Origin of the sequence: Aquicella lusitana, from assembly GCF_902459475.1 — a bacterium.
GTDB lineage: Bacteria > Pseudomonadota > Gammaproteobacteria > DSM-16500 > DSM-16500 > Aquicella > Aquicella lusitana.
In genome coordinates this window covers 1,807,236-1,821,257 of sequence record NZ_LR699114.1, presented here as the reverse complement: position 1 = coordinate 1,821,257, position 14,022 = coordinate 1,807,236, and the positions used below count along the sequence as shown (strand labels likewise).

General features: G+C 46.4%; 15 protein-coding genes. 9 read left to right on the top strand and 6 right to left on the bottom strand.

Annotated elements, in window-relative coordinates; genetic code table 11:
* Window positions 1-9: 9 nt before the first annotated feature.
* The 4 genes from hslV to AQUSIP_RS08470 all read left to right on the top strand — a co-directional run bounded on the left by hslV (window position 10) and on the right by AQUSIP_RS08470 (window position 3,811).
* The gene (gene hslV / locus AQUSIP_RS08485; protein ID WP_114833470.1) at window positions 10-546 is read left to right on the top strand and encodes an ATP-dependent protease subunit HslV; all 537 of its coding nucleotides are present in this window, start codon (window positions 10-12) and stop codon (window positions 544-546) included.
* Between the two features lie 47 nt (window positions 547-593).
* The gene (gene hslU / locus AQUSIP_RS08480) at window positions 594-1,946 is read left to right on the top strand and encodes an ATP-dependent protease ATPase subunit HslU (RefSeq protein ID WP_114833517.1); all 1,353 of its coding nucleotides are present in this window, start codon (window positions 594-596) and stop codon (window positions 1,944-1,946) included.
* Between the two features lie 12 nt (window positions 1,947-1,958).
* Entirely contained in the window at window positions 1,959-2,612 is a 654-nt protein-coding gene (rpiA, locus tag AQUSIP_RS08475; RefSeq protein ID WP_114833471.1) for a ribose-5-phosphate isomerase RpiA, read from the top strand.
* 194 nt (window positions 2,613-2,806) lie between these two features.
* Window positions 2,807-3,811, top strand: a complete 1,005-nt coding sequence (locus AQUSIP_RS08470) for an F-box protein (RefSeq protein ID WP_147277454.1) — start codon at window positions 2,807-2,809, stop codon at window positions 3,809-3,811.
* Here the strand turns inward: AQUSIP_RS08470 and AQUSIP_RS08465 are convergent.
* Window positions 3,799-4,185, bottom strand: coding sequence for a VOC family protein (locus AQUSIP_RS08465; RefSeq protein ID WP_114833473.1), 387 nt, complete (start codon window positions 4,183-4,185; stop codon window positions 3,799-3,801). The two genes, AQUSIP_RS08470 and AQUSIP_RS08465, sit on opposite strands and share 13 nt — an antisense overlap.
* A gap of 11 nt (window positions 4,186-4,196) precedes the next feature.
* Complete coding sequence (gene rpe, locus AQUSIP_RS08460) at window positions 4,197-4,868, bottom strand: ribulose-phosphate 3-epimerase (RefSeq protein WP_114833474.1); 672 nt, start codon at window positions 4,866-4,868, stop codon at window positions 4,197-4,199.
* Between the two features lie 352 nt (window positions 4,869-5,220).
* Here rpe and AQUSIP_RS08455 point away from each other — a divergent pair, with 352 nt between their 5' ends.
* Complete coding sequence (locus tag AQUSIP_RS08455; RefSeq protein ID WP_170131729.1) at window positions 5,221-6,816, top strand: ArnT family glycosyltransferase; 1,596 nt, start codon at window positions 5,221-5,223, stop codon at window positions 6,814-6,816.
* 20 nt (window positions 6,817-6,836) lie between these two features.
* Window positions 6,837-7,112 (top strand): acylphosphatase, encoded by a 276-nt coding sequence (locus AQUSIP_RS08450; RefSeq protein ID WP_114833476.1) that lies wholly within the window; start codon window positions 6,837-6,839, stop codon window positions 7,110-7,112.
* Between the two features lies 1 nt (window position 7,113).
* Here the strand turns inward: AQUSIP_RS08450 and AQUSIP_RS08445 are convergent, their stop codons facing one another.
* Complete coding sequence (locus tag AQUSIP_RS08445; protein WP_114833477.1) at window positions 7,114-7,305, bottom strand: rubredoxin; 192 nt, start codon at window positions 7,303-7,305, stop codon at window positions 7,114-7,116.
* 182 nt (window positions 7,306-7,487) lie between these two features.
* On the opposite strand from AQUSIP_RS08445, the gene hemL reads away from it, so the two are divergent.
* The 3 genes from hemL to AQUSIP_RS08430 all read left to right on the top strand — a co-directional run bounded on the left by hemL (window position 7,488) and on the right by AQUSIP_RS08430 (window position 12,133).
* Window positions 7,488-8,816 carry a glutamate-1-semialdehyde 2,1-aminomutase gene (hemL, locus tag AQUSIP_RS08440; protein ID WP_114833478.1) on the top strand — a complete coding sequence of 443 codons (1,329 nt, stop codon included), beginning with the start codon at window positions 7,488-7,490 and terminating at the stop codon, window positions 8,814-8,816.
* Window positions 8,783-9,718: a TIGR01777 family oxidoreductase gene (locus AQUSIP_RS08435; RefSeq protein WP_114833479.1), complete on the top strand. Its 936-nt coding sequence runs from the start codon at window positions 8,783-8,785 to the stop codon at window positions 9,716-9,718. Before hemL ends, AQUSIP_RS08435 begins: the two co-directional genes overlap by 34 nt.
* Before the next feature lie 99 nt (window positions 9,719-9,817).
* Window positions 9,818-12,133 (top strand): hypothetical protein, encoded by a 2,316-nt coding sequence (locus AQUSIP_RS08430; protein WP_114833480.1) that lies wholly within the window; start codon window positions 9,818-9,820, stop codon window positions 12,131-12,133.
* Here AQUSIP_RS08430 and hemJ read toward each other — a convergent pair.
* The 3 genes from hemJ to AQUSIP_RS08415 all read right to left on the bottom strand — a co-directional run bounded on the left by hemJ (window position 12,084) and on the right by AQUSIP_RS08415 (window position 14,012).
* Window positions 12,084-12,521: a protoporphyrinogen oxidase HemJ gene (hemJ, locus tag AQUSIP_RS08425; RefSeq protein ID WP_114833481.1), complete on the bottom strand. Its 438-nt coding sequence runs from the start codon at window positions 12,519-12,521 to the stop codon at window positions 12,084-12,086. The two genes, AQUSIP_RS08430 and hemJ, sit on opposite strands and share 50 nt — an antisense overlap.
* A gap of 230 nt (window positions 12,522-12,751) precedes the next feature.
* Complete coding sequence (locus AQUSIP_RS08420; RefSeq protein ID WP_114833482.1) at window positions 12,752-13,426, bottom strand: hypothetical protein; 675 nt, start codon at window positions 13,424-13,426, stop codon at window positions 12,752-12,754.
* 55 nt (window positions 13,427-13,481) lie between these two features.
* Window positions 13,482-14,012, bottom strand: coding sequence for a carboxymuconolactone decarboxylase family protein (locus AQUSIP_RS08415; RefSeq protein WP_114833483.1), 531 nt, complete (start codon window positions 14,010-14,012; stop codon window positions 13,482-13,484).
* Window positions 14,013-14,022 lie beyond the last annotated feature (10 nt).

Sequence of the window (14,022 nt, the reverse complement as noted above, 5' to 3'; positions counted from 1 at the left end):
GCATACATTTTGTCTGAAATGCATGGTACAACGATACTTTCTGTACGGCGCAACGGGATGGTGGTGGTCGGGGGAGATGGTCAAGTGACGATGGGCCATACCATCATGAAAGGAAATGCGCGCAAAGTGCGCCGTCTCTACAATAATAAAATTCTGGCCGGATTTGCCGGCGGCACGGCGGATGCTTTTACCCTGTTTGAACGCTTTGAAGCCAAATTGGAAACGCATCAGGGTAATCTGGTGCGAGCGGCGGTTGAACTCGCAAAAGACTGGCGAACAGACCGCATGCTACGCCGACTGGAAGCCATGTTGGTTGTCGCAGATACAAAAGCATCTTTAATTATTTCCGGTAATGGCGATGTGATTGAACCTGAAAACAGCCTGATTGCCATTGGCTCAGGCGGCCCCTATGCGAAGTCTGCTGCCCAGGCCTTGCTGGAAAACACCGATCTGGATGCAAAAACCATTGTAGAAAAATCATTAGGAATTGCCGGATCCATTTGTATTTATACCAATAATCATTTTACGATTGAGACCTTGCCATAATGTTAAACAGAGCACTTAGCTATCATAACGACATGAGTGAAGAAAACATGCCTACGACTATTCCAGCGACACCCACACCGGGCGAAATTGTCATTGAGCTCGATAAACACATTATTGGCCAGGCGGAAGCCAAGCGTGCTGTAGCGGTAGCGCTGCGTAATCGATGGCGGCGCATGCAGTTATCCTCTCCGCTGCGTGATGAAATCATGCCGAAGAATATTCTGATGATTGGACCAACGGGCGTTGGTAAAACCGAAATTGCCCGCCGTTTGGCAAAACTCGCGAACGCGCCTTTTATCAAAGTAGAAGCTACCAAGTTTACTGAAGTAGGCTATGTGGGACGGGATGTGGAATCGATCATTCGTGATCTGGTCGATATGGCGATCAAGATGGTACGTGAAAATGAAATGAGCAAGGTGCGGCCGATTGCAGAAGAGGCGGCTGAAGAGCGCATCCTAAACGCCCTGTTGCCGCCACCACGCGGAAGTTTTGTGGGAGAACCGCACGAGCCTGTCAAAGAGGATACTTCAGCACGCCAGTTGTTCCGTAAAAAAATTCGCGAAGGTTCGCTGGATGATAAAGAGATTGAAATAGAAGTTTCAGCTGCGCCACTCGGGGTGGAAATCATGGCGCCTCCTGGTATGGAAGAAATGACGAATCAATTGCAGAGCATGTTCCAGAATTTGGGTGCGGAACGCAAAAAAATGCGCAAGCTCAAAGTGGGCGAAGCCAAGAAAATCCTGCGCGAAGAAGAAGCGGCAAAGCTGATCGACGATGATGAAATTAAAGCGCGGGCAATTGAAAGCGTTGAACAAAGCGGCATCGTGTTTGTGGATGAAATTGACAAGATTGCCAAGCGCTCCGAATATGCAGGTGCGGACGTATCGCGAGAAGGCGTGCAACGGGATTTACTGCCATTGATCGAAGGCTCAACCATCTCTACCAAGTATGGCATGGTTCGTACGGATCATATTCTGTTTATCGCATCTGGCGCGTTCCATTTTGCGAAGCCTTCGGATCTTATTCCCGAATTGCAGGGCCGCTTGCCTATTCGTGTTGAACTGAAATCACTTTCCACCGATGATTTTGTACGTATTCTCACAGAGCCGGAAGCTTCCTTGACTGAGCAGTATACGGCCTTACTGGGAACTGAAGGTGTCAAACTTAAATTCCTGCCGGATGGCGTGCGCCGCATTGCTGAAATTGCCTGGCATGTGAATGAGCGCGTGGAAAATATCGGTGCAAGACGCTTGCACACTGTGCTCGAACGGCTGCTGGAAGAGATTTCGTACAATGCGAATGAATTAAAAGACCAAGAAATCAATATCGATGCAGCCTATGTTAACGAGCGCCTGCAGCAGCTGGTGAAGGACGAGGACTTGTCTAGCTATATTCTGTAATGGGGATTCGGCATGGATCAGGAAGCAGGAAAGAAAGCAGCTGCGGAAGCTGCGTTATCATTCATCGAACAAGACATGATAATCGGGGTTGGGACGGGTAGCACGGTTGGTTATTTTATTGATGCGCTTGCCCGCATCAAACAAAATATCGAAGGCGCTGTGGCGAGTTCGACTGCCACAGCGAATAAACTGAAGGCACTTTCCATTCCCTTGATTGAGCTCAATTCTGTCGGCGATTTGCCGCTCTATGTGGACGGCGCAGATGAAATTAATCCAGCAAAGCAGATGATCAAAGGCGGCGGCGGTGCGCTGACGCGGGAAAAAATCATTGCGACTGCCGCTAAAAAATTTATTTGCATCGCGGACGAAAGCAAGCAAGTTGACATGCTGGGCGAATTCCCGGTTGCGGTGGAAGTGATTCCCATGGCGCGGAGCTTTGTGGCGCGGCAGATTGTGCAGCTTGGCGGCGATCCTGTCTATAGAGAAGGATTTGTAACCGATAACGGGAACCAGATTCTGGATGTTTACAATCTCAAAATGCTGGAACCGCGAGAATGGGAAGAGAAGCTAAAGCAGATCGTGGGCGTAGTAGAAAACGGCATTTTTGCGAAACGCAGAGCTGATATCGTGCTGTTAGGCTCGGCAGCGGGTGTGCGAAAACAGTAAGCTTTCGCAAGGAATTTGATGCCAACTGTTTGTTAAATAATAAATTACTTTCTTCATTCCTAGCCCTATCATCGGGCGGGTTAAGAAGCAGTTGGGCTCATTGACTTGGCCCCTTGATGCTGCCACACTCTTAGCCGTTATCCTTTTTTATTTCAAAAAAAACCAATTACTATCAGGAATAACGGGGTGTGCTGATGCCTTTTTCTCGCAAAAAAAAAGTGGATAAGGAAAGTAAAAATAATAAGGAAATAACAACAACGATATCAGCTAACGGTCCTTTTGAAACGGTTCCAGTCGAAGTAATTACGCTGATACTTTTCTACTTGAATCCTCCTGATCTCGTGAGAGCGAGCGAGGTTTCCAAGCTTTTTTACCGACTAGCAAGCCAGGATATTTTATGGAGACGCTTTCTGCAAGGTGATGCTGATCCTGAAAAAAAAGCAGACGCTAAAGCTTTTTTCATCCATTATCCTCAAAAGATTCTTCCGCAATATGCAAATTTTTCGCCTATTTTGGATAAAGCTCAAAATGCAAGAATTTTCTTAGATTCGATAATACAGGCAGAGTGGGACACGGGCAGAAGCTGGTCTGCTCATGAAAACTCGCTGGTTGTTCGTTTGTTGAAGCAGTTGGAGCAGGCACTCAAGCCAGTAAAGGAGTATAAAATTAAAGGAATCCGACCTTATTTATTTAAAACACAATATGACAGGAAACAGCTGCTGGAAACGCTTAAGCTCATTCATGCCTTGCCGTTAAAGCCCTATCTCGCACTCTTGGAAGAAATAGGCACGCAAAAGAGCAGGGCGAATCCAAGTTATTTCAGTAACATAGGTCCGCTAGAATATACGGGTTTTGCCAGGTCATTAATTAAGTTGGTTGATCAATACGGATTAAAAGCGGCTGTATTTGAGCAAAGCTGTCTCGAGAAAATACTGAATTTTTTGCGTACTTATCCGCAGAATGATCATATGCGATTTCTAATAGAAATACTCATGAATCCTGCGCTTATCTTTAATCCAGCATTGCCTCAATGGATGGACACCATTCTGGATAAGCTGGCAAACCGTTCAAAGATCACAGCAGAGGCAAAAAAGCGTTTCCCTGAGCTTGAGAATGTAGCTGATCGAATTGTGTTTGATATCTTGCAGCTGCAGGAAGCGAGTGAAAGAGCCGCTCTGGTTCCGGGTTATAAAACGTAATAAATAAGCTGCACAATATTTCCATCCGGATCCGCGCAGTAAAAGCTGCGCGTACCGTCACGGTGATCTTTAGGCTTTGCTTTGATAGTGACGCCGTTGGCTTGCAAGTAATCATGCCAGCGGTCCACTTCTTCCTTTTCAGTCAGAAAAAAACCGATATGATCCAGATGCTGATGAGGCGCAGGCATGAAATCAGCAGGCGCGCGGTGCAGAGCAAGATTGTCATTGCCTGAAGTGAGATAAAGGTTATCTTCATCGGGCTGCCACATGATTTTCATGCCCAACAGGTTTGTGTAGAAGTGAGCGCATTCAGTAAATTTTTTTACATAAAGCGCAACGTGATGAAGACCGGCCGTGGGTTTGGGTTTTTGCATGAGCTAACCTTTTATTTTACGTCTGCTAATTGTTCGCGCATGAGCGAAATGACTTCCCGATAATCGGGGTGGTGGAACACGGCAGAACCGGCAATGAACATATCCGCGCCTGCCTGCGCAATTTGCGCAATATTATCAGTTTTAACGCCGCCATCTATGGCCAGACGAATGTCCCGACCGCTGGAATTTATCAGATCTCTGGCCCGGTGAATTTTTTGAAGGGACGAAGGAATAAAGGTTTGGCCACCAAAGCCAGGATTGACGGACATGATCAGGATGATGTCAATTTTATCCAGCACATATTCAAGACAATGCAGTGTGGTGGCTGGATTCAGTGCAAGGCCTGCTTTGCAGCCGTGCTTTCGGATCAGTGCGAGGCTGCGATCCACGTGTTCGGACGCTTCAGGATGAAAAGTAATGTGCGTGGCGCCGGCGTTTGCAAAGTCCACGATCAGGCGATCCACGGGACGCGTCATGAGGTGCACATCGATGGGCGCTCGAACGCCATATTTCCTAAGTGCTTCACAGACCAGCGGCCCCACCGTGAGGTTGGGGACATAATGATTATCCATGACATCCAGGTGCAGCATGTCAGCCCCAGCTTGCAATACGGCTTCTGCTTCAGCTCCCAATTTGGCGAAATCAGCTGATAGCAGCGAGGGAGCAATCAAATAATCTTTCATGGTACTCCTGTTGTTTTGTTTGTGAACGCTCACCGCCGTTCCTCGGCTTTGTGTGGAACGGAATTGTATAACAAAATCCCTGAGCGCGTGAGGTCATTATAAATAGAGCTCCGTCCAGCGGCTAGTAGAGTTTCATTCTTGGCGAGAAGTTCACCCTTCGAGACGGCCGCTTCGCGGCTTCCTCAGGGCAAACGGTTAGAAATTTTGTCGTGTACAGAGGAACTGCGTAGCCAGGTTATGTCTGGAGGCCTTCGGTTCGACTGCATGAAGAGTTATGCTAAGATGCGAACCATCATTTTTAGATAAAGATTAATCCATCATGTCCGTACTGTACCGTAGAGGGCTAGCGTCCTTGGCCATTTTTTTTCTGAGCCTGGTTTTTTTTACCTGGGGATTAAGCGCTCAGGAAATTATTGGTTTTGAGTCGCGCTTTTATCTGTTTGCTCTGGAAATGTGGCGTTATGGGCCGACCTGGTTCCCTACTACCTATCAGCAGCCTTACCCTGATTATCCTGTTACTTCAACTTTCCTAATCTATCTGTTTGCCTGTCTTTTTGGCGACATGAATAAATTGGTTGCCGTACTGCCAAGCGCACTTGCAGCCAGCCTGACATTGGTCATGACGTTCTGCACGGGTACGCTTCATAGCATACGTTGGGGATGGTATGCTGTTTTTTTTCTTTTGCTAACCCTGGCTTTTTTAAAGAGTGCACGAACCATTGCACTTGATATGTATCCTGCGCTGGTGACCGTTTGCTGTTTTTATCTGGTGTATTCAGCTGACAAAGCAAATAAACCTGCACGTGCAAAATGGATTTATCCGCTTCTGGTGCTGGGTTTTTTATTCCGTGGCCCCATAGGCCTTGTCATGCCTACAGGGGTGATCTGCGTCTATTACCTGCTGAAGCTTAATTTTAAAAAATGTTTTGTTTCCGGATTAATCGCCTTAGTTCTACTTTTGATCTGTACTGGCACACTGCTTGCGCTTGCCTATCATGTTGGTGGTGAAGCGTTTTTACGTGATGTGTTGCGTATGCAGGTGCTGGGCAGAATAGATAATAGTTATCTGCCTGTTTATTTTTATTTTGTAGACGGCATGGGTAATTATGCGCTGAGTTTTCCGTTGGCCGCTCTCGTAACAGGCGGTATGGTTTATATCTTTCTATATCGAAGGCGTTCCCTGCCGGATGCGGGGTTTCTGTTGAAACTGGTCGGTTGGATGCTGGTTATTCTAATTGGCATGAGCATCCCCGGCGACAAAAAGACACGTTACATTCTGCCTATGGCCCCTGCTATTGCGCTAATAGCGGCTTATCCTTTTGCCGTTCTGACAAGGGAAAAATATTTTTCCCTTTTGCGTTCGATTATCTTAAGAATTTTTTTATATTTTCCGGCCTTGCTCATGCTGGCAACAGAGGCCGTCTTTTTTTATGCTAACAATCGTCACCTAGACTTTGGCATCGCCTATTTGCCGGTTGTCACCCTTCTCATTGCAATGCAGCTGCTGAATTTTCTGGTTGTGTTTCGGTATATCAATCGCGAAGCATGCCTTACGACGTGGATGATTATGACGGCTGCGCTCGGCTTTGTCATGACGTACATAGGCGTGATGGAAAAAATTGAATTGTCACTCAACCAGTCCCGTCACTTTGTTGCTGCTGTCGAAGAACAGCGTATACAAAATCGGTCGCGCCTGGTGTTTTATAAAGAGAAACCCGATGGCTGGCCTATCAAATATCTCACCCAGATGCCTCATGCATTGCCGCGAGGAGAGCAGCCTGTTTTTATAGACGATCCGCAATCGCTGCTTGAATTCACGAGCCCCGCTTTTTTTGTCACACGGGTTGCGTATTTCAATGCCCTTCCGACGGAGATTGTATCCAGGTTTGAAATTGTGGCGCATGATTCAATGGGGCATGTGCAGGTAGTCGTCTTCAGACGTAAATAATCTCTGAAAAGGAGCACCAGATGACAGAAAAAATTTGTATTCACTGTTTTGTTGCAGGAAAGGTGCAAGGCGTGTGGTTTCGTGCTTCCACGCAGGAGCAGGCTGAAAAACTGGGTCTGACAGGATTCGCGCGAAACTTGCCCGATGGTCGTGTCGAAGTCATCGCCTGCGGTGAAAAAGACAAAGTAGCGAAATTGTACGAGTGGCTAAAAGAGGGTCCTGAGCTTGCCAGGGTTACGGATCTTTCGTATGAAGAACTACCCTGGCAAACGTACCGTGGTTTTGAAACGCTTTAATTTACGCTACTTCAATCATTTCAAAATCATCTTTAGTGGCGCCGCATTCCGGGCACTGCCAGGCCGGCGGTACATCTTCCCAGCGTGTGCCGGGGGCGATGCCGTCTTCTGGCCAGCCTTTTTCCTCATCGTAAATATAGCCGCATAACAAGCACATATAGCGTTTAAAGGGTGCGGGGGTTCTCTCTTGCATGGGTTTTCTCTCGGTTGTTTAGGTGTGATTAATTAAGATAAAATGTCACGATTTTTTGAATTATTGGATTAGTGATGGCAGATTATAATACTTAATTGCCATGAAGGGTAGGGTAATCAGCCGGTAAAAACTGGCGGGGATAAGTTAAATAAACGCTCTCAATCTAACAGAGAAAACCAACGATGATGCTTTCAAGACAGTTATTTAATCTGGCTCAACATTATATCCCGGGCGGCGTCAATTCACCTGTGCGGGCTTTTCGTGGTGTAGAAGGCGAGCCTGTTTTTATAAAAAGCGGGCACGGCCCCTACTTGGTGGATGCCGATGGCCGAGAATATATTGATTATGTTTGCTCTTGGGGTCCTCTGATTGCGGGTCATGCCCACCCCTATGTAATTGAAAAAGTGACAGAAGCGCTGCAACAGGGGTTAAGTTTTGGCGCGCCGACTGAAATTGAAGTCAAGCTGGCAAAAAAAGTATGCGGGCTGCTCCCTTCAATTGAAATGATACGCTTTGTCAATTCCGGGACAGAAGCGACCATGAGCGCGATACGGCTGGCCCGTGGCTATACGCGGCGCGATAAAATCATCAAGTTTGCCGGCTGTTATCATGGGCATGCGGATAGTTTGCTGGTCGCGGCCGGTTCTGGCGCGCTTACCTTGGGTGTGCCGAGTTCAGCCGGCGTGCCGGAGAGCATCGCGCAGCATACCCTGGTGGCGGAATTTAACCGCCTGGAAGAAGTAGCGGCGCTGTTTGCAAAGTATGGAAATGATATCGCCGCAGTCATCGTCGAACCGGTGGCGGGAAATATGAATCTGGTTCTGCCGGTTCCCGGTTTTTTGCAGGGTTTACGCGAATTGTGTGATCGTTATGGCAGCGTGCTGATATTTGACGAAGTGATCACTGGTTTTCGCGTGGGTCTGGGTGGAGCGCAAACCTATTTTAATATCACGCCGGATTTGACCGTGCTGGGCAAGATTATAGGCGGCGGTTTCCCTGCCGCTGCTTTTGGCGGCCGCGCCGAAATCATGCGCTCCATTGCACCTTTAGGGCCTGTGTATCAGGCAGGCACGCTATCGGGGAATCCTATTGCCATGACAGCGGGACTTGCTACGCTGGATCTGGTGACCCAGCCAGGCTTTTATGCTGAATTGGAAAAAAAGACCCAGACATTGATACAAGGTCTTTATACTCGGGCGATGGCTGCATCGATTCCTTTCTATGCCACCTCCATTGGCAGCATGTTTGGCCTCTTTTTCACGGAAGTAGATAAAATCGAAACAGAGGGTGCTGTGAAGCGCGCTAATTTGACTCACTTTAAACGATTTTTTCATGGTATGTTGAGCAAAGGTATTTATCTTGCTCCCTCCGCCTTCGAAGTGGGTTTTGTTTCAGCCGTGCACGGGGCTCAGGAGATTGTTGCGACATTAAACGCAGCGGAAGAAGTTTTTGACAAACTACTCAAGGATGAGTCTTCATGCATAGAGTTGTCACAGGCGCAACAGGCTTAATTGGTAAGCGGTTGGTTGAGCATTGGCTCAACCAACAACATACGGTGACAGTCATCGGACGTACCCAGCAGCACATAGAGGAAGTGTTTGGCCAACGTGTGCAGGCAGTAACCTGGGATCGTCTCACGCCAGCGATACTCCAGTCTGCAGAGGTTGTGGTGAATCTGGCGGGTGCCAATATTGGCAGCAAACGCTGGAATGCGGAACGTAAAAAAGAAATTCTCCAAAGCCGGGTCGAGGCCACCCGTAAAATAGCAGGGTTGCTGGCTGGCCTCGGGGCTCATGCGCCGGCCTTATTGAATGCAAGCGGTGTGGGAGTTTATGGGTTGCAAACACAGCTATATGACGGGCTGCCTCCACGTCTGGATGAAAGTACTCGCCTTAACTGTGACGCTCCCCCAGATTTTTTATCGCAGATCGTATGTGAGTGGGAAAAAGCTGCCCAACCCGCCATTGCGGCAGGTGTCCGTGTTGTCTTTTTGCGCTTTGGCGTCGTGCTGGCAAAAGAAGGCGGTGCCTTGTCTAAAATGATGCAACCTTATCTCTTTTTTCTTGGCGGTCCCATTGGCACAGGCCATCAGCCATTTTCATGGGTGGCGATTGATGATGTGATCCGTGCAATCGATTTTCTGTTAGCAAATCCCGTCTTATCAGGCCCTTTTAACGTGGCAGCGCCTGAGGGGATTACTCAGCGCATGTTGTCAGAAGCGATAGGAAAAGCACTGAACAGACCGGCGGCTGTCACGATGCCGGCGTTTTTATTAAAGCTGATCCTGGGTGAGGAGATGGCGCAAGCATTACTCCTGGAAGGCCAGCATGCTTATCCCAGACGTCTGCTCGAAGCGGGATTTAAATTTGAGTATCCGGAGATTGATGGGGCGTTAAAACACATTCTGCAATAGTATCTTTTCTGCGGCGGGCCGATCCAGTTCTTAAGAATACCTTAAGCCGGCGATGTTATTTTCAAAGAAATATAAAAATGCCAACGAAGGGAATCCCTTATGCATGGACGATTTTTCGACCGGGCAAAAAATAAACTCAATTCAATCACCTCTAGTATTAAAGACACCTATACCAAAGTTACTTCTGTAGGGCCTGCCATCAAGGAAACCTATACACAGACGGCCGCTCTTGCCCGGGTAGTCTCTCAATCTGATGACGGCGCTGAAAATCTGATACAGACTTGGGAAGGTACGTCGCGCTTTATGGACCCGGCAAACCTCACCTTCTTTTATCGTTCTGCCGACACACGAAAAGCATTTTATCAGGGACTCTGGATCAATTTGGTATTATTGGGTCCCGTATTAGGCTATGAAATATTCAAATATTATTTTTGCGAAAAAGTTTATGACCCGGAAAAAGCTGCAGAGGAGTCCTATTTAGGATATACCGCTTATCTTGCAGCTGCGGCCGCTAATTTTGTAGTAACGACTTGTGTGATTCTTCCCCAATGGGGAAAAATGAGTGCAAACGATATAATTAACAACGCTAGCCTTGCGAAAACGATTAGCAAAGAACACGCGAATCCCAATAACACGCACTGTGGTTGTGAAGACGCAGCCATTCTTTTTGCGGGACTCGCGAGCCCCACGCTTTATGCTATCGATATGACCGCCATTTTCATTGCTTCGCAAATGGTGCCCTATGGGCTTGGTTTTTATCTGATGTATCTTCCCCGCATATTGATTGACGGACGTGCATTGGTTGAAATGACGTTGACAAATAAATGTACCAAACATCGCCAGGAAGTACTTGCCAAAAATAATGCTTATTCATTTGGGATGGGTGCGGCTTACCAGCTTTCATTGGATTTTATCTACTGGTGTATAGGATATAAGAGTAAATTTATTTATGATCCGCTTTCATATATTTGGTTCCAAGCCTTTATCCTGATATCGTTGCTATCAGACAAGCCACTGCCCGGTAAAAAAGCAGGTAAGGATTTTCTTTATTTTCTGCATATGGCGCTCAGTTCTGCTTCTAATTTTTTTTCTTCCCATCTCCTTTCGTATTTGCGCAAGAAGCGCGGTGGTTATGACTTATTGTTAATGGCTTTGCCCAAAGAAGCAGAATTGGCAGAGACTGATCAGGAAGAAAAACGGGTCATTCGAAATTATCTTTTGTCCAACATGAACAAGTTACCAGGGAAATCGCCGAATGCTTATGTGCTAGTAGATGAGCATATTTTTTATATCCATAAAGTAGAAAAAAAGTGCGATATTATTGCCGTTGAACCGTCCAATCTTTACACGTTAAAGCAGCAGTTAAAACAAGAGAGTACCTGGCTTTTACCAGAAGAACATGCCAAATGCCTGATTGACGAGCTGTCTCCTGAGCAGCTGTTGACTATTGTAAACGCGACAAATCATACCGGTTACATTGAATGGGAAAATTTGCTGAAATATGCGATGAATTATCCTCCTGTTCAGTTGGCTGATTACCTGATGGTTAGCGATAACCTGCGCTCTTATGAAAGTGCGGTTCGTATTCCGTCCGTCAAGCTATTTCTTGATTTAAATGGTGATGCTTACCGGGCAACCATCAAAGAAATTCAAGACAAACGCCATGCTTCCTGGCCTTATCTGGTGAAATCGGCACTGAATAAATATACCCCTTCCGGCCTTAAAGGTACCAAGGCATTGCTCGAGGTTATCCTAATCGACAAGCTGGATGTGGTGCTTGACCAGATCCAGGCTTTGTTGGATGCGCATGAGAAATACCAGAAAGAAATCATAGAAAAAATAAAAATTAAAAAAGAAACCTTGCGGCAGGGAATCAAAGTTGATGCGGCGAGCGATGAAACTAAAGATGCAATCAAAAGAGCGATGGAGCAATCTTTGTTTGATCCTGAGCAGGAAGGAACGCTGGCGAATAGCGACAATGCAATTCAGGAGGTTGTTGGCAGCATTGTACCTATCTGTCAGACAGATATCCTCAGGGTAGAGGATTATGAAGCGAAAAAAAGGCCGCAAGCGGATGTTATCCAACAACGTTTAATCGAGCCGTTGGTCATCAATGGCGACTATAGCGAAGAGAAAAAAAGTGATACAAAAACCGATAAGCTTAAAGAAAATGCTCTTCTTGAGGAAGATGGATGGATCAATCTTTCACAAGATAATTCCCCTAAATTAACCGCGCGCAAAAGAAAGGGCGTAGTTAAGCAATTGCAATCAATAATAGGGTGGTCGGATACGGCTTCTACGGGTTATCAGCGTAATAACAAATTTTCAGCTAGCGCCGATCAGCAGTTATCCAAGTCCAAAGACCTCAATTCGCAATCATCCCAAAAGGTTTTACCACGACAAGTATTACAATAAAAACGAGAAAGAGCACGGGAACTTCATTAAGGATACGATAAAAGACGTGGCCGTGTTTGTTGCGGTCGCGCTTGAAATCATACAGTAGTTTGCCAAGATAACCATGATAAAGGATCAGTAGTAGCACCAGGCTCAGTTTGATATGCAGCCAGGTCATTTGCATGTAACCATGGAAGTCGTAGCTAAGTATCCAAAGACCAAACAGGATAGTGAAAACTGCACCGGGTGTGGCAATACCATAAAATAGCTTTCTTTCCATGACCTTGAAGCGATCAAGGCTAATGGGGTCGGTTGCCATTGCATGATAGACAAACAAACGTGGCAGATAAAACAGTCCGCTGAACCATGTCACCATAAAAATGATGTGAAAAGCTTTTACCCAGAGCATGATAGACTTCCTTTTAAATTGTTCTGATCGTATGGCGCGAGGAATGAGATTATCCATAAAATGACAGCTTCTTGCCAGAGAATTAGCGGGCATTTATTTGAGAGTGTTTATTTGCGGTATCATCCCGCGTCATCGTTTGTCGTCCCCGTGCAGGCGCATTACTGTCTGGTAAATTTCCGCTTCCGCCGTCGTCCCATCGCTTTTTTGGCACTGTTATTGCCAGTATGAAATTAAGGCAGGGGCTTATAAATTGTTTCGGGCGACTCAATCTCTGTCATTGTTTTTTGCAATTTCTCGAGTAATTTGTGTCCTTTTGATTTCCAGAAGCGTGTCGCATTGTTAGCAGAATCAGTCAGCCCATAACCTGAGAGCGAGCTTTTATCTATCCCAAATATGTCGCTTGCAAATTTTAAATAGGGTGAATCACGGTGAATTTTTAAGATGGCCTGTATGTTGGGATCGTTGATTGTCATCTTGAATAGGGGCAAATTATTTTCCAGCGCATCTATGATCCGTGTGATTTCATTATATTTCATGATGGCAGCATAAAGTTTTGCATGGTTTTTCGGAGAGCATGCCTCAGTGTAATCCAGATAATTAATATAGTGTGTCTTGGAGCCGGGAAGATAGTCAAAAGCGGAGGAGGGAAAGCCGAGCAGGTGGGCTAAATTGCCTCCTGTATTCGCAATGTGAATGATTTTATCCGTGTCTACGGCGCCATCGAGACGTTTCACGGAGCGGCAGATATTTTTTTGATGTTCAGCGCGGATAATGTATTCATTTAAGATGGGAACGGGAAGTTTTTCGGCCAGGGAAGCAATTTTGTTAAGCAGATGGCGTTGATATTTTCTGCAATCTGTCTTGAGATCTGTCAGGTTGTCAGAAGCTTCTCTGATGCTTTTCATGGTAAATCCTTATGCGCCCGCAGCCATTAAAGCGCTGCGGGCGAATGGCTAATTGTTAATTAGCAATTTCCCTGGCGAGCGCAGTCGCATTGATGACGCTCGCAATACGAATAGCGGATTGCACTGCCACTTTGCTGATGCCTGCTTTTTCAATTTGCTGGGTATGTGCATTCATGCACTTGCCGCAGCCATTGATTGCGGAAACGGCGAGACTGCTCAATTCAAAGATGATTTTATCAATTCCTGGATTGGCCATCATTGTCATGCGCAGTTTTGCTGGCATGGTTGCGTACGTTTGATCTTCCAGAGCATGAGTAAAGCGATAATAGATATTGTTCATCGCCATCAGGGTCGCTGCTGTTTTCACGCTGCTTATTTCCTCGTGTGAGAGTTCTGCGTTTGCCTGGTGGGCGACGGCATCAATGACATCGCGGTTGCGCGTCGCATAAGCTGAAGCCAGCGCAATACTCAAGATCTGTTTTTGGTTGAGATCGGATGCGCCTTCTTCGCTTAACACTGATCCCAAATTGAGTCGGATATCTTTCGCATAATCAGGCAGTTCACTTTTTAATGTTTCAATATTCATTGTTATTCTC